The sequence below is a fragment of the Nostoc sp. JL31 genome (assembly GCF_017114965.1).
Classification (GTDB): domain Bacteria; phylum Cyanobacteriota; class Cyanobacteriia; order Cyanobacteriales; family Nostocaceae; genus Nostoc; species Nostoc punctiforme_A.
Map to the genome: position 1 here is coordinate 60063 of NZ_JABXKO010000018.1, position 16803 is coordinate 76865.

Annotated in this window: 14 protein-coding genes; 6 read left to right on the forward strand and 8 right to left on the reverse strand. The window is 43.5% G+C overall.

What is annotated here, in order from left to right; all coding sequences use genetic code 11:
* Positions 1-5: 5 nt before the first annotated feature.
* From HWQ43_RS03190 to HWQ43_RS03220, 7 genes are all read right to left on the reverse strand, one after another.
* The gene (locus tag HWQ43_RS03190; protein WP_292730141.1) at positions 6-173 is read right to left on the reverse strand and encodes a hypothetical protein; all 168 of its coding nucleotides are present in this window, start codon (positions 171-173) and stop codon (positions 6-8) included.
* Positions 133-2160 (reverse strand): serine/threonine-protein kinase, encoded by a 2028-nt coding sequence (locus tag HWQ43_RS03195; protein WP_292730142.1) that lies wholly within the window; start codon positions 2158-2160, stop codon positions 133-135. Before HWQ43_RS03195 ends, HWQ43_RS03190 begins: the two co-directional genes overlap by 41 nt.
* Positions 2161-2700: 540 nt before the next feature.
* Positions 2701-3780 carry a serine/threonine-protein kinase gene (locus tag HWQ43_RS03200; protein WP_292730144.1) on the reverse strand — a complete coding sequence of 360 codons (1080 nt, stop codon included), beginning with the start codon at positions 3778-3780 and terminating at the stop codon, positions 2701-2703.
* A gap of 423 nt (positions 3781-4203) precedes the next feature.
* Positions 4204-4764, reverse strand: coding sequence for a hypothetical protein (locus HWQ43_RS03205; protein WP_292730147.1), 561 nt, complete (start codon positions 4762-4764; stop codon positions 4204-4206).
* 120 nt (positions 4765-4884) lie between these two features.
* Positions 4885-6108 (reverse strand): type II secretion system F family protein, encoded by a 1224-nt coding sequence (locus tag HWQ43_RS03210; protein ID WP_292730149.1) that lies wholly within the window; start codon positions 6106-6108, stop codon positions 4885-4887.
* A gap of 75 nt (positions 6109-6183) precedes the next feature.
* Positions 6184-7311, reverse strand: coding sequence for a type IV pilus twitching motility protein PilT (locus HWQ43_RS03215; RefSeq protein ID WP_292730152.1), 1128 nt, complete (start codon positions 7309-7311; stop codon positions 6184-6186).
* A 79-nt stretch (positions 7312-7390) separates the two neighbouring features.
* Positions 7391-9397 carry a type II/IV secretion system protein gene (locus tag HWQ43_RS03220; protein WP_292730155.1) on the reverse strand — a complete coding sequence of 669 codons (2007 nt, stop codon included), beginning with the start codon at positions 9395-9397 and terminating at the stop codon, positions 7391-7393.
* Positions 9398-9780: 383 nt separating this feature from the next.
* Here HWQ43_RS03220 and grpE point away from each other — a divergent pair, with 383 nt between their 5' ends.
* Entirely contained in the window at positions 9781-10530 is a 750-nt protein-coding gene (gene grpE, locus HWQ43_RS03225) for a nucleotide exchange factor GrpE (protein ID WP_292730158.1), read from the forward strand.
* Positions 10531-10757: 227 nt separating this feature from the next.
* A complete protein-coding gene (gene dnaK, locus HWQ43_RS03230; protein ID WP_292730160.1) occupies positions 10758-12716 on the forward strand; it encodes a molecular chaperone DnaK in 1959 nt (652 codons plus the stop codon).
* Between the two features lie 200 nt (positions 12717-12916).
* Here the strand turns inward: dnaK and HWQ43_RS03235 are convergent, their stop codons facing one another.
* Complete coding sequence (locus HWQ43_RS03235; protein WP_292730162.1) at positions 12917-13195, reverse strand: hypothetical protein; 279 nt, start codon at positions 13193-13195, stop codon at positions 12917-12919.
* Between the two features lie 167 nt (positions 13196-13362).
* Between HWQ43_RS03235 and dnaJ the strand changes: the two genes are divergently transcribed.
* The 4 genes from dnaJ to HWQ43_RS03255 all read left to right on the forward strand — a co-directional run bounded on the left by dnaJ (position 13363) and on the right by HWQ43_RS03255 (position 16733).
* On the forward strand, positions 13363-14493 hold the full coding sequence (gene dnaJ, locus HWQ43_RS03240) for a molecular chaperone DnaJ (RefSeq protein WP_292730165.1): 1131 nt from the start codon (positions 13363-13365) through the stop codon (positions 14491-14493).
* A complete protein-coding gene (locus HWQ43_RS03245) occupies positions 14493-14750 on the forward strand; it encodes a sulfurtransferase TusA family protein (protein WP_292730168.1) in 258 nt (85 codons plus the stop codon). The genes dnaJ and HWQ43_RS03245 overlap by 1 nt, the downstream gene beginning before the upstream one ends.
* A complete protein-coding gene (gene rsgA / locus HWQ43_RS03250; protein WP_292730171.1) occupies positions 14747-15868 on the forward strand; it encodes a small ribosomal subunit biogenesis GTPase RsgA in 1122 nt (373 codons plus the stop codon). The genes HWQ43_RS03245 and rsgA overlap by 4 nt, the downstream gene beginning before the upstream one ends.
* Before the next feature lie 124 nt (positions 15869-15992).
* Complete coding sequence (locus tag HWQ43_RS03255) at positions 15993-16733, forward strand: Uma2 family endonuclease (protein WP_292730175.1); 741 nt, start codon at positions 15993-15995, stop codon at positions 16731-16733.
* Positions 16734-16803 lie beyond the last annotated feature (70 nt).

The following is a 16803-nucleotide window of genomic DNA, read 5'->3' on the forward strand; positions in this document are numbered from 1 at the left end:
ACAGTTTATCGCAATTGGGGATCGTGGGCTGGAGACTGGGGAATGGTTTGAGATTCAAAGGTGGATTCATCCAGTCCAAAGGTGGATGAACGAGATTCTAACTCTCCTTCATCCTCAATCCCTAATCCCCACTCACTGAGACAACCGCCAAATCTTAATCGTGTTATCTTCACTACCGCTAACAAGGCTTTTGCCATCAGGAGTGAAGGTAACAGATGTGACGGTGTTGGTGTGCCCCGCCAATGTGAGAATTTCTTCTCCTGTAGCTGTATTCCACAGTTTGATAGTGCGATCGCGGCTACCACTAGCAACAATTTTACCATCGGCACTGAAGGCTACGGTTGTGACAGTGTTGCCATGTCCCGCTAGGGTGCGAAGTTCTCTTCCGGTAGCTAAATTCCAAAGTTTGATGGTGCGATCGCGGCTACCACTGGCTAAAGTTTTACCATTTGGGCTAATAGCCACAGTTGTCACCGTTTGAGAATTTCCTTCTAGTGTGCGGATTGGGTATCCTTTTGCTAGATTCCAGATTTTGATCGTCTTGTCAAAACTGCCACTGGCCAGAATCACACCATTAGGACTAATAGCCACTGACCGCACCCAGAATGTATGCCCTGCTAGTGTCCGAATTTGCTCTCCTGTTGCCAAATCCCAGATTTTAATGGTGTTGTCATCACTGCCAGTCACTAGAGTCTCGCTATCAGCACTGATGGCTAGGGCATGAACTGAGTCAGAATGCCCTATAAGAGTGCGAATTTGTTTTCGCGTTGCCAAATTCCAGATTTTAATGGTGTTGTCATCACTGGCACTAACTAGAAGTTTGCCATCTGGACTAATTACTACGACATTCACCTGCTGAAAATGCCCGTTGAGTGAAGCGATTAGTTTTCCGGTTGCGAGATTCCAAAGTTTGATTGTGCGATCGTCGCCACTGCTGGCTATGGTTTTACCATCAGGGCTGATGGCGACAGATAAAACTGAGTTTTCGTGTCCTTGGAGGGTGTTATCCAAGGAAACCTTACCCAAGCTAATCTGACTCAAAATCGCGTCATTTTTACCAGGACTATTGTGTTGAATCAACCTAGAGACCAAACTGGTTTGAATCCGACGAAAATTTTTATACCAAGATTCGCTGAATCCAAATAACAGAATAAAAGCACTTACCAAGATTAAAATTCTCAGTAAGGGATAACTTTTTGGTAAAACTGGTGCTTTAGTTGGTGGTAATTTCCCAGATGACTTACCCGCAGGTGGTAGGGCGAGGAGTTGTTTGGGAGTCAAGTCTCTCAGGACTTCTTCGGCTGACTGGTAACGTTCCTGGATATCTTTTTTTAAAAGCTTGTCGATGACAAAATCCAACTCAGGATTTAATGGACTCCGCAAATATTCCCGCCAATTACTTACCCAGGCGTACCCAGATTCCATCCACAACTGAAACGGCGAATTTCCCGTTAGCAGATGAAAGCAGGTAGCCCCCACACCGAACAAGTCGCTGGCGGGGAAAGCTTTTCCATCTCTAATTTGTTCTAGAGGAGAATAACCATGTGAACCAATGGATGTGCCAGATTTCTGCTGAGCTTTGGCGGTAAATTGTTTTGAGGAGCCAAAATCAATCAGGCTTAATCGTCCATCATTTTTATTGCGGATAATATTTTCTGGCTTGATGTCTCGATGAATAACTTTGCGATCGTGGATAAATTTGAGGATAGGCAGTAAATCTAGCAAAATAGATTGAATGTCTCTAGCGTTATAAGCCTTGCGCTGTTGCAACTCCTTTAACAAATTATCTCCATTAATAAACTGCTGCACCAAATATAGGCAGCCGTCTTGCTCAAAGTAAGCTATCAAAGTCGGAATTTGGGGATGTTCCCCAAGGTCTTGTAGTCGCTGCGCTTCTTCGGCGAACAACTCCATCGCCTTTTTTTGCGACCAAGTTCCTTGGAATTTTGGAGCTAATTGCTTGATAACACAGCGTTCATTGAGTTTATCTACGTCTTCTGATAGATAGGTTCTGCCAAATCCCCCCTCATCTGAAAGGACTCGGATGACACGAAAGCGATTTCTTAAAAGTGACACCAGCGGGGTGCTACAACTTTGGCAAAACTTCTTTCCATTAGGATTCAGGGGATTTGAGCAATCGGGATTTAAGCAGCAGATCATGATCTGACAGGCGCGACTGCATGACAACTTAGGCTAAGTTTGCCCCGAACTTTCCCTTAAAATAATTGACTCTCGCTTACTTGTGGTAGATAAACCCTGTTCTGGGGATTGGGGAATTACTTATATAGTTAGCTTTTGTAAATAGTAGTCAGTCTTCCTCATCTGTGGAAAACTACGAGAGCCATAAGATTAATTATTCTATCGATTATATAATAATCTGAATAAAAATATTTTTTGAAACTTTTAAACCTAGTAATTTTGCTTGTATCTTGGCAAGCGATAACTGACTAAGTATTTAACATAAACCCTGATTAATGAATCATTACTGACTATCAAATATAGTTAAAATGCGTACTAAATTTGTTTTAACTATTTTAAATTGCCCATAATTAATTATTCATTTGATACTTTAGCTAAAAAAGGCTGCATTCAAGTTGGTGCGATACACAAGCTAAACCTGTTACCCAGGTATAAAGCGTGTTTTAATCCTCTTAGCGCAGCGGGGCGTAGCCCATTCTGAATTCTGAATTCTGTTGTATGTTATCTTGTTTCCTTGAATCTTGCTCTCCATTTCCGAATGGAACTAGCAGTTCTGGCTACAGGTGGCATGTATACATCATAATTTTCGTGTTGTGTAATTTCATGTTGTGTAATTTTGTTTTGTGTAATACTTTTATTATTTAATTTTTGGGTAGTTAGACAGTTAGCCAAAGTAGGCAAATAAGTTTCACTACTTAAAGCTTTCAGCACTTCATCGGCATTCTTAAACCGATCCTCTAAGGTGATTTTCACCATTTTTCCTAAAATCTGGGCGAAACTGTTGCTGATATTTACCTGTTTTTGCCAAGATATTTCACCACTATTTGCGTCGTAGTCCAATTCTAAAGGACTTTTAGCAGTCAACATATAAATACAAGTTACACCCAGTGCATAAATATCACTGGCATAAACTGGACGTAGAGAAAACTGTTCTGGTGGTGCAAATCCCCTAGTCCCGATAAAGTTGGTATTTACAGCTTGATTGATTGAGTTTTCATAAGCATCAACTAATTTCTCTTTCACCGCACCAAAATCAATCAGCACTATGCGCCCATCATATTCACACCGTAATAAATTCTGAGGCTTAATATCCCGATGAATTACATGATGTTTATGAAGATACTGTAATACAGGTAATAATTCCTGTAAGAACTGCTTAACTGAGGCTTCACTTTTGGGCCCAGTTTGCCGTACTTCTCGCGCCAAAGTCAAACCCGGCACATATTCTTGAATTAAAAAGAACTCTGCATTCGCCTGAAAGTAGTCTAATAGCATGGGAATTTGCGAATGACTACCGAGTTGTCCTAAAGTTCTTGCTTCTTTTTCAAAGCGCATACATGCCCTTTGCCAACTTTGGGGACTAGTCACTTTTGGACAAAGCTGTTTAATCACACACAGTGGATTCCCAGGTAATACGGCATTTTTGGCTAAAAATGTCACACCAAAACCACCTCTACCCAAAATTTGCAGTATTTCATAGCGATCGCGAAATAGCCGTTTGGAACCACACATGTGACTCAACTGAGTTTGTTGTGAAATGCTCTCTTGAGAATTCGTTGTTTTTTGAGGAAAACGATTCATTAGTATAAAGTATCTGCTTTTAAATGTCTCTAATTCTATGACAATTCTTTATTGGCAACAGTAAGATTACTGAATCTTTGCCAAATCCTCATTACTCTTCAAAAAGTAAAAATAAATTTTTGTAGAACTGGCCCTTTTACGGATGTGTCACAAGCTAATTTGTAGTTTGTTAGAGGTGAAAGTCTGTTGCGTGGGTACTTGTAACAATTTTGTATGAAGATGCACATAATAAAACCCCTCTAGTTTAGCAAAAGGGGGACGGCATAGCCGGGGGTAAAAATATGTAGTTTCACACTTAGTACATTTATGATGTTTTTTTTGACTATACAGCAGATTTCAAACTAGTGAGGTACACAACGATTCGTCTGTTAGCCAGGTATAAAGCGTATTTTACTTTTGAATTCTGAATTCTGCTGTAAGTACCTAAGCTGGTGGAGTTTGTGAAGAGAAAATATCTGTGAGATTCTCCTCAACCAGCAAATCTGGTGTTTGCATAATAAATGGGAGTTCGGCTCCCACAAGACCTCTTTGGATGCGTTCTAAAGTCTCACTAAAAACGATAAACAGAGGATATATAGCATTAGCTCCCTCACTCAAAATATGACTGTGACGGAGAGGCATCAACCACTCATAATCGTTGTCTAAGCAAACTTGGGTTTGTCGCCAACGTCCTAACAAATCAGAAAAGTCTTCGTGAGCGCGATGAATAAAGACTAAAATTTCTGCTCCAGTTTTGATTTTCCACTCTGGATCACACATCAAAATTGCCACATCACAAGGTAAGCAAATCGTTTGTGGGGCTGTTGTAGCAGTATTGCGAAGCCGGACAATTGGCAAAGGTATAGTGATCACACTTTCATCAGGACGGCGCAGACTGGGAATCATCTCCAAGTATGGCCGATATTGCTTTAGTAAGGCGATCGCAGCTAGATGATTGCTGTACTCTGCCAAACTCGCTTCGTACTGAGATTTTTGCACAGTCATAATTTATTAAATAGTGAGGAGTTAAAAGTTAATAATAAAATTAATCAGTTAGGAGCTAAAAGTTAGGAATGAAAAATTTTAATTTCTAACTCATAACTTCTAACTCTTAACTTTAATCCTTTATCCCAGCTTTTCAAATACCGCAAACATCGGTAGATACATCGCTAGCAAAATGGTTCCCACCATTCCCCCTAGAACTACAATCATCACCGGTTCCAAAATACTGGTCATTGCTTTTACTGCTTGCTCGACTTCATCTTCATAGAAATCGGCAACTTTCATCAACATTGCATCTAATTCTCCAGTTTCTTCTCCGATACTAATCATTTGAATTGCCATAGCCGGAAAAACGGCATCTTTTTGTAAAGCAATGCTAATCATGCCTCCTTGTTGAATCTCCATACGGGCTGCGTCTATGGCATTGGCAATCACTTGGTTTCCTGATGTATCTCGGACAATTTCTAAGCAAGTTAAAATTGGTACACCTGAACGAGTCAAAGAACCAAAAGTCCGGCTAAAGCGGGCAACTGAAGATTTTTGAATTAAGTCACCAAACAATGGCATCTTGAGGGAAAGACGATCAATTGTGATGCGACCAACAGGAGTTTTACCGTATTGTGTAAAGGCAAATTTTAGTCCCATAAGAGCAGCAAGTAGGACGAAAGCACCCGGACTTCTCAAAAACTTACTAGCATCCATCAAGAATTGCGTTAGAGGTGGTAATGAGATTCCAATTTGTGTAAAAATCGTGGCAAAAATAGGAATCAGAAAAATAGTCATGCCCAAAAAAATAGCAACTGCGATGAAACCCACGACCGTTGGATAAGACAGTGCTGATTTAATTTGGTTCTGTAAACGGGCAACATCTTCTAACAACTTGGCTAAACGATTCAATACTTCGTCTAGAACACCACCAACTTCGCCAGCTTGAATCATACTCACATATAATCCATCAAAACAGTCAGGATGCTTCCGCATTGCCTCTGAAAGATTCATTCCGCTTTGAACATCAGTACTAATCTCCACAAGAGCTTGTTTCAATTTAGTATTACTACATTGTTCGGAAAGCACCCCCAGACTTCTAACGATCGCAACTCCCGCATTCATCAAAACGGCAAATTGGCGCGAAAAAACGGCTTTGTCTTTTACAGAAACCTTAACTAAGGAATTCTGGAATTTTTTAAAGGCAACATCTGGCTGAAATCCCTGAGATTGCTTGAGTTCTTGAACTACAAAACCTTGATCTCTGAGATTAGTCCGAGCCTGTACCAAGGATTCGGCAACAATTTTTTCTGTTCGGGATTTTCCTTGTGAATCGCGAACACGAGCAACGTAGTTTGGCATAAATAAATTCAAAATTCAAAATTCAAAATACTCAAGGGGATGAAATATTCTTCATCTCCCCTATCCCCAATTCTTTTAATGTGCTTTGGCAGCCGCACCGGGTCTAGCACCGGCGGTAGCTTGCGGTGTAGAATTACCAATTAGACGTTGAATTTCATCTGGCTTAGAAGTCTTAGACATTGCCGCTTCAAAGGAAATAGTTCCTGCTTTATAAAAATCAGCTAAAACCTTCTCCAGAGTTTGCATTCCCAATTTGCCGCCAGTTTGAATCGCTGAGTAAATTTGAGATGTTTTGCCTTCTCGAATCAAGTTGGAAATAGCAGGAGTTACTATCAGAATTTCTTGAGCCATCACCCGACCATATTCACCGGGTTTAGGGTTTTTCTTGGACACCAAGGTTTGGCTAAATACACCCACCAATGAGTTAGACAACTGCACCCGCACTTGGGTTTGTCTTTCATGGGGAAAAACGTCAATAATCCGGTCAACTGTTTGGGCGGCAGAACTAGTGTGTAGCGTGCCAAATACCAAGTGTCCTGTTTCTGCTGCGGAAATCGCCAAAGAAATCGTTTCCAAATCACGCATTTCCCCCACCAGAATAATATCTGGATCTTCCCGCAGGGCTGCTTTCAAAGCATTAGCAAAGCTCTTAGTATCTTCTCCTAGTTGCCGCTGATGAACCAAGCTTTTAATTGGTTCATAGACAAATTCAATCGGGTCTTCCACCGTTAAAATATGCTCTGCCTTGGTGCGGTTAATCAAGTCAATCATTGCCGCTAGAGTAGTTGTCTTGCCGGAACCTGTAGGGCCTGTCACCAGAATAAGTCCTCTGGGCTTATCACACATTTCTCGCACGATATCTGGCAGCCCTAATTTTTCAAAATTAGGAATCTTAGAACTTAATGCTCGTAAGCAAGCAGCATAAGCACCACGCTCTTTATAGACATTGACCCGAAAGCGAGCCAAACCTTTGACACCATAAGAACAATCCAACTCCCAAGTCTGCTCTAAGGTTTTACGCTGGGTATTGTTGAGCATACTAAAAATCAGCCTTTGACATTGATCGGCTGTCAATACATGCTCACCTATAGGGGTAAGTTTGCCACTGATACGGAAGTAGGGAGGCAAACCTGCGGATAAATGCAAATCCGAGCCACCCATTTCAATCAACTGCTCCATCAAATCTTCAATCATCATTTCCATAGTTTTGCTTCCTTTTAATGTTTTTTATTTGTCAGTTGTTTAAAGTTATTAAGCATTCACCAATGACCAATGACTAGTCTTAAAACCGAGCTGTCATACAGTAAGGACAATCCAGCCATTCTTGTTTCAATGTGGCATCGCAACTCCGACAGGTAAGACCAGTCTTGCGTTTGGCTTTTAACTCTGCTTCCAAACCAGTATCAGTAAACGTCACTCGTTCTACTTCTTCTAGAGTGGTGGAACCTTCACGCACTAAGTCCAAACTGTAAGCCAGCAAGGTTTTCATACCCTCTTCTATTGCCACTTCCTTGATGCGTTCCGTTGGTGCATCTTCGTTGATCAGAGTTTGCAGGTTTTCGGTGACTCGCATGACTTCATAAACACCACAACGCCCTTTGTAGCCCACCCCATTACATTTTGGGCAAAGCTGATTTTTGGCTTTGGCATCTGCGATCGCATCTAATGTCAAGGTGTTAGCTTTATAGAAGGTGACTCCCACATCAGAGGAAGCTGATAGACCATAACGAGCTAGTTCTTCAGTTGTGGGAATGTAGGGAACACGACATTCAGAACATACACGCCGCACCAAACGTTGAGCTAGAACGCCAATTAGGGAACTAGAAACCATGAAAGGCTCAATCCCCATTTCTCCCAAACGAGCGATCGCTCCTGGGGCATCATTGGTATGTAAGGTAGTTAATACTAAGTGACCGGTCAAGGCAGCTTCAATTGCTGTTTTTGCTGTTTCCTTATCCCGCGTTTCACCCACCAGTAGCACGTCTGGATCTTGCCGCAAGAAAGCCCGCAAGGCGGTAGCAAAATCTAGCCCTTTTTCCCGAATTACCTGTACTTGAGTAATCCCTGGAAGACTGTACTCAATTGGGTCTTCTACAGTACTGATATTAATTCCGGGATCGTTCTTTTCAGAGAGTGCAGAATACAGCGAGGTTGTTTTCCCAGAACCAGTTGGCCCAGTTACCAAAATTAGCCCAAAGGGACGGCTAACCATATCCTGGACAATATGTAAAGTCTCTGGATCGGTAATTAACTTATCTAATCCCAGTTGGGTGGAGGAGTTATCCAAAATCCGCAGTACCACCTTTTCTCCGTAGCGACTGGGCAAGGTATTCACCCGGAAATCCACCTTACGTCCCTCAAACATCCGGCGGATACGTCCATCTTGGGGTAGACGGCGTTCAGCAATGTCTAGATTGGAGATGATTTTAAATCGGGCTGTCACCGCCGGGATAATTTTTTTCGGTAGGGGATCGAAAGCTTCCTTCAGTACGCCATCCTTCCGAAAGCGAATGCGTAAGTTTTCTTCTTGCGGTTCAATATGAATATCAGAAACGCCCTCATGTAAGGCTTTAGCCAGAATCCTATTAACTAGGTTGATAACTGGGGCATCCTCTGCACCCTTCATCGCTGCCCCTAGATCGGCCTCCATTTCTTCAGGAGCATCCGAAAGATCGAGATTTCCGAGGTTTTCTAAATCCTGATTAATATCTGTAAACTTTTCTTGTTCCAGATGCTTCTGCTTAACAGCCATTTCATCCAAATATTGGTTGATTAGCTGCTGGTAATCTTCCTGGGTAATCACCATGCGCTGCAAGGCCAAACCTTGGGGGCGCAATATGCGGTTCAGATCATCGGAAGCTTCTAGATTATCTGGAGCAACCATCGCCACTAAAACTGAGGGCGGGGTTTGATCTTCGTGTTTCGACAGTGGTACTAAACGATGGCGACGGCAGATATCCACTGGGATGAGGGTTTCAATCAGGTTCCCCATCATCGTGTTGCCAACGGAATTGACTTCTGGATCGAGAAATTCAACTCCGTATAGTATTTTCAGTTCAAATAGTTGCTGTTTTTTGTATTGCCTAAGCAACTCAGGCGATAGTTGTTGCCCAGTGATTGACTCTAATACTTCTGTTAACGGTCTGCCAGATTTGCGGCTTTCAATTAATGCCAGCCTCATCTGTTCGGTATTGGCATAGCCAGATTGCACTAGCTTATTGCCGAAGGGCGAAAACTCTGTTCTAGTAGTTAGAGCGGTACTGCGCCGTTGTGGTGACGAGTAAGTCATAAATGAGCAATTGAGTAGGGGAAACCTCTGCTTAAAGTATTCCCAGGCTGTGAGACAGAATTCTCATTTCCCAAAAAAGTCCTGAGTCACGTCGCTTTGCTCCGAATTCAAAATTCAAAATTCAAAATTCAAAATTAAAGATATTTTCAAATAAGATAAGGGGCGAGTCGCATTTGGCGCTATTATTGCAAATTACTCGTTCGGGTTCCCGCCTTAGTAGCGTCTGGGCTAACGTGTTCACCATTTGTCACAATAAGAGGACGGTTACATCACTTCCAGGAACTTGTCGGCAACAAAATCAGCCTCAGAGGCACGTCGTGGATGACGACGGTTGCAAGCTGTGGAGATACACTGCCATAAATAGGATCTGGAATGAATAGACAATGATCGATGAAAATAAACAGATAAACAATACAAGCCAGCAATTGGGTGAACCAACAGAGGTAAAGCAAGCAATGAAGAGTGACTCCCCAGCCCAAGTTAATTTCAATGAATCTGGCAGCGAGGCGACAGAGCAAGTGGCAGCCCAAACAAATATATCAGGCGATACTGCTAGTCTCAATTCAGAAAATAGCGTCGCTGCAACTGAGAAAACTGAAGTAGAAAGGGCAGCTTTGGCAGAACTGACTCAACAAATCGAGTCCGTAAAAACGCAACTAGAAGAGCGTAGTACTCAATATATGCGGATTGCCGCTGATTTTGAGAATTACCGGAAACGCACTAGCAAAGAAAAAGAAGACCTAGAGTTACAGGTGAAGCGGAATACGATTTTGGAATTGCTGCCAGTAGTCGATAATTTTGAGCGGGCGCGAGCGCACCTCAAACCACAATCTGATGGCGAAATGACCATGCACAAAAGTTACCAAGGCGTTTACAAACAATTAGTAGATAGCCTGAAGCGCTTGGGTGTATCACCAATGCGTCCCGAAGGTCAAGAATTCGATCCTAACCTGCACGAAGCAGTAATGCGGGAACCTACGGATGAACATCTTGAAGGAACAGTGTTAGAAGAGTTAGTGCGCGGATATTACTTGGGCGATCGCGTGTTACGCCATGCAATGGTCAAAGTAGCTGCTCCCAAGGAAGATACACCTTTCGCACCAGAAGATCAGTCGAGTTCAGCCAGCAGTTAAGCTGTAGTCGCTCGCCTCGCTGACCTCAAGTGCCTGGGTTATAGCAAAGACGAGCATCGCGTACCTAAAACTTAGACAAGGCTTTGGATAACTCTCTGTGTTTCAACTTCTTGATTGCTACCAGCAACAGGGGTTACATAGAAGTTATCCGCTAGCCTTTGTTTTTAGCAAAAAAGTTAGTCCGCGACATACTACAGCAGAAATATTCAGTAAAAATACTGTCAAATATGGGAAAAGTTATTGGGATCGACTTAGGCACTACTAACAGTTGCGTCGCAGTTTTGGAGGGTGGTCAACCACTAGTGATCTCCAATTCTGAAGGTGGACGAACTACTCCAAGTATTGTGGGATTTGGAAAGAGTGGCGATCGCTTGGTTGGTCAATTGGCAAAGCGCCAAGCCGTAACCAATGCTGAAAACACAATTTACAGTATTAAACGATTCATCGGGCGGCGTTGGGAAGATACTGAAATAGAACGCGATCGCGTCCCCTACAACTGTGTCAAAGGTCGAGACGAGACCGTTGATGTCCAAATTCGCTCAAAAAACTATACGCCACAAGAATTATCCGCGATGATCCTGCAAAAGCTGAAGCAGGATGCGGAAAACTTTTTGGGTGAGGAGGTCACTCAAGCAGTGATCACCGTACCAGCATATTTCACAGATGCCCAAAGACAAGCAACTAAAGATGCTGGCACCATTGCTGGACTAGAAGTCCTGCGAATCATTAATGAACCAACATCTGCGGCTTTAGCTTTTGGATTAGAAAAGCAAGACCAAGAGCAGCTAATCTTAGTATTTGACTTGGGAGGCGGTACCTTTGACGTATCGATCCTGCAACTTGGGGATGGCGTTTTTGAAGTGAAGGCGACTTGTGGTAACAACCACTTGGGTGGAGACGACTTTGATAATGCGATCGTCCTTTGGATGATGGAACGTTTTCAAGAACAAGAGAAAATCGACCTTTCCAAAGACAAGATGGCGCTGCAACGCCTGCGGGAAGCAGCGGAAAAGGCAAAAATTGAACTCTCCAGTATGATGAATACCTCTGTCAATTTGCCATTTATCACAGCGGATGACTCCGGGCCAAAGCATCTGGAGATGGAACTTAGTCGCTCGAAATTTGAAGAACTCGCCGCGAAATTAATTGAAGCGACCATCGAGCCACTGATCCAATCGCTCAAAGATGCGGATCTCAAACCAGAAGCCATAGATCGGATTATTTTGGTAGGTGGTTCTACGCGTATTCCGGCAGTCCAAAACGCGCTAATTAAGTTTTTCAACGGGAAAGCTCCCGATCGCTCCATCAACCCCGACGAAGCTGTAGCATTGGGAGCGGCTATTCAAGCAGGTGTGTTAGGTGGTGAAGTCGATAATCTCTTACTACTGGATGTCACCCCTCTGTCCTTGGGAATTGAAACTTTAGGTGAAGTGTTCACTAAAATCATTGAACGCAACACCACAATTCCTACGAGTCGGTCACAAGTTTTTTCCACCGCAGTTGATGGGCAAACCTCAGTGGAAATTCACATCCTCCAAGGTGAACGGGCGATGTCACGAGATAACAAGAGTCTCGGCAAGTTTCTGCTAGCAGGGATTCCCCCATCTCCCCGTGGTGTACCGCAAATTGAAGTATCCTTTGAAATCGATGTCAACGGCATCCTGAAGGTTTCTGCCCAAGATAAAGGTACAGGTAGAGAACAGAGTATCAGGATTACCAATACAGGTGGTTTGAATAGCAACGAAGTCGAACGGATGCGCCAAGAAGCCGAACTGTTTTCCGAAGAAGATAGAAGACGTAAAGAACTGGTTGAACTCAAAAACCAAGCAGATAATTTGTTGTTCAGCTATGAATCCACCATCAAGGATAATAGCAACTTTATTGGCGAGCAGATGAAAACCTTGGCCAGTGAAAAAGTTGAACAACTTCAAGCTGCAATGATTGACTCCAGCATTTCCATAGTGGAATTTAAGCAGCGCTTAGACGACTTCCAACAAACCTTGTTTGCAATTGGTGCTGATGTTTACAATCGAGCTAACAGCCAAACTGATGAGATTGAGGAGGGTTCATCTGGTCACTTTACCCCAGAAGTAGACTCACCAATGAATGGCACGCTGATACCACAATTCAACTTTGATTTTGACGAAGAAAGTACCGCTCAAGCTGATTATGAGGCTATAGATTAGGGGTTTGGGATTGGGTATTGGGCATAAGAGGCAGAGGGGCAAGGGGGCGGAGGGGCAGAGGGTAAAAACTTACTGCAACTTCTCCCCCGCTCCCCTAAGTTATAAATTTTTATTAAGACATTTTAATATATCTAAATATTTAGCGAAGTTTCACAAGACCCCAGCGGTTTGCTAGATTGTAGAAGCAATATTACTTTGGGCTAGGCAATGTGCAAGTTCAGAGCCACTTCCATTGCATAAGGGTGGTTTTCCACACCTAATGGTGCGGCTAGCCCCTCTGGTTGATGGGCGAGGTTTTCCTCTCCTAAGTAGCACAATTGTAAAAGAGACAGCCGACTCGGCAGTGAGAAGTCTGAGCAGAGGCTTCCCCTGTTTTTAACTTCTATAGCTTTTGTCGTCTCCCACGAGGAAAGCACCTGTTGCTCAAGATTTGTCGGTGATTTTTGTAAAAGGTAAAGGGTAAAATCAGTTATTAACAAAAATTAATTTTATCTTCTGCCTGCCCTCCGGCAAGCCGCCCTCTAAAGGATAATGTGTTGCTCTTGCATATCTGTAGGCAAAACACTTAATCCATAGGGTAGCAAGTGACCGTGAATGACATTCTACTGACTTTTGCTTTCTTCCTTCTAACTTTTACCTTTGCTATATGGCCCGCGACTACTATGAAATCCTGGGTGTCTCTCGTGACACTGACAAAGAAGAAATTAAACAAGCCTATCGCCGTCTAGCCCGGAAGTATCACCCAGATGTGAACAAAGAACCGGGGGCGGAGGATCGCTTTAAAGAAATTAACCGCGCTTATGAGGTACTCTCAGAACCCGAAACCCGCGCTCGTTACGATCGCTTTGGCCCAGAGGGTGTCTCAGGTGCTGCTGGCGCGGGCTTTCAAGATGTCGGCGATATGGGTGGTTTTGCCGATATCTTTGAAAGCATTTTTAGTGGCTTTGCTGGCGGTATGGGTAATCCCACGCAACAAAGACGGCGCAATGGACCTGCGAGGGGTGATGACCTGCGGCTAGACCTGAAGTTAGACTTTCGGGAAGCGATATTTGGCGGCGAAAAAGAAATTCGCATTTCCCATCTAGAAAATTGTGAAGTTTGTAGCGGTTCTGGTGCTAAACCTGGAACCCGCCCTCGGACTTGTTCGACTTGTGGCGGATCGGCTCAAGTACGCCGTGTGACTAGAACACCCTTTGGCAGTTTCACCCAAGTATCAACTTGTCCCACCTGTAATGGAACAGGGATGGTAATTGAAGATAAGTGTGATGCGTGTGATGGTAAGGGCGCAAATCAAGTCACAAAGAAACTCAAAATTACCATTCCAGCAGGGGTGGATAATGGCACACGTTTACGCATTTCTAGTGAAGGAGATGCCGGTCAACGTAGTGGCCCTCCTGGAGATTTATACGTTTACTTGTTCGTAAATGAGGACGAGGAATTCCAACGGGATGGGATTAATATTCTCTCGGAAATCAAAGTTAGCTACCTGCAAGCGATTTTAGGTTGTCGGTTAGAGGTAGATACAGTAGATGGGCCGGTAGAACTAATTATTCCACCTGGAACTCAGCCGAATACAGTGATGAAGTTGGAAAATCGTGGCGTACCCCGCTTGGGTAATCCCGTAAGTCGTGGGGATCACATGCTGAACGTGTTAATTGATATTCCCAATAAAGTCACCCCAGAGGAGAGGGAACTGCTGGAGAAGCTAGCTAAAATTAAGGGGGATCGGACTGGTAAAGGCGGTCTAGAAGGATTCTTGGGAAATTTATTTAAGTGATGATGCCCTCTTCTGTTTTAACTCCCGATGCTCAACTTGATTTACGCGGCACCCCTTGCCCGATTAATTTCGTGCGGACAAAACTACGTCTAGAGAAAATGCCATTAGGAGGTTTGCTAGAAGTCTGGCTAGACCCTGGTGAGCCGATTGAGCAGGTTCCTGATAGTTTGACAATGGCAGGTTATCAGGTGGAACAAATTACAGACTGCACTAATTATTTTTCTCTGTTAGTGCGCCGTCCAGTTGCTGGCCAATGACAGGGGAAATTTTTGACGTAACTGGACATTTATTGGGTACGGTGGTGGCTGTACAGGCTAATTTTTACCGAGTACAGATGGATCAAGAGGCAGGGGAGCAGGGGAGCAGGGGAGCAGAGGAGAAACTGGATTTAAATGCCTCTTTGCCCTCGCCTCCTCTGCTGCTTTGTACTCGAAGAACACGTCTGAAAAAAATTGGACAACAGGTGATGGTAGGCGATCGCGTTGTCGTAGAAGAGCCAGATTGGGCTGGAGGGAGGGGAGCGATCGCTGAGGTTTTACCCCGCCAAAGTGAGTTAGATCGTCCGGCGATCGCCAATGTCAACCAAATCCTCTTGGTATTTGCCGTTGCCGATCCACCTTTGGAACCTTATCAGTTGAGCCGATTTCTGATTAAGGCTGAGTCTACTGGCTTGGATGTGCTTTTATGCTTGAATAAAAGTGATTTAATTTCACCACAAGAACAGCAAAAAGTTAGCGATCGCTTGCTCGGTTGGGGCTATCAGCCGATATTTATCAGTGTTAAAGATGGCATAAATACTGAACAAGCAGCCAGATATTTGAGCAATAAAATAACTGTAATCGCTGGGCCTTCTGGTGTAGGTAAATCCAGCCTGATTAATACACTAATTGACACGGCGAAGTTGCGAGTTGGAGAAGTTTCTGGCAAACTAGCTCGTGGTCGTCATACCACTCGCCATACAGAATTATTTGAGTTACCTAGCGGTGGAATGCTTGCAGACACTCCCGGCTTTAATCAGCCGGACATGGATTGTGTCCCAGAAGAATTAATCCATTATTTCCCAGAAGCAAGAAAACGGTTAGCAGTTGCTAGCTGTCGGTTTAGTGATTGTCTGCACCGAGACGAGCCTGAATGTGTTGTGCGGGGAGACTGGGAACGATATGAACATTATTTAGAATTTTTGGACGCTGCGATCGCTCATCAAACACAGCTACACCAACAAGCCGATCCAGAATCCACCATGAAGTTAAAAAGCAAAAGTAAAGGCAAAGGGCAGAGTCAATACGAACCCAAGCTAGAAAGTAAAAAATATCGCCGAATTTCTCGCAAGACTCAGTTACAGGACTTGCAGGAATTATATCGAGATGAGGAATAAGGAGTGCGATGTCTACGACGGGCTGTGACGCTCGCGGACTCGCTACCGCTACGCTATCGGTGTCGCATTCATAATGCAAAGGTTGGTCACGATAGCATAGATACAAACATAAAAACTATTTTGTATGTTTCAGCCCCTTGTCACCACCCCTAGTTTACAAGCTGTCACTGAGAGTATAATTTTCCCACCAGGTGATATCTATAGTGACGAACCCCCCTTGGAATCTGACTTACACCGCGAACAAATTGATTTACTCATCCGCCTGATTAAATGGTGGTGGCGCGATCGTCAGGATTTTTATGCTACTGGCAACCTGACAATCTATTTCAGTCCCAATCAGAAAAAGTCAGAAGAATTTCGAGGGCCGGATTTCTTTGTGGTTTTAGATACAGAAAAAAAAGACCGCAAAAGCTGGGTTGTGTGGCAAGAAGATGGCAAATACCCCAATGTAATTATTGAGCTATTATCTAATTCCACTGCCTCAGTTGATAAAGGTTTAAAAAAGCAAATTTACCAGAATACATTTCGCACTCCAGATTACTTTTGGTTTGACCCAAACAACCTAGAATTACAGGGATTTCACATAGTTGATGGGCAATATCAACAACTTGTAGCCACTGAGTCGGGTTGGTTGTGGAGTCAGCAATTAGGGCTGTATTTGGCAGTATATTTGGGCAAATTACGCTTTTTTACACCAGATGGACAGCTGGTGATGTTGCCAGAGGAAGAATCAAACCAACAGTTACAGCAGGTAAACCAACAGTTAGAGCAAACAAATCAACAACTAGAAGAAGAACGTCAACGGGCTGCAATATTGGCAGAACACTTGCGAACCGCAGGTATTGATCCTGAGCAAATATTCTGAAAAATAGAATTTTATCCCACATTCCGCAGGTGCACTCGTAAATGCTGTATTTTTGAAAATGACGTAAATG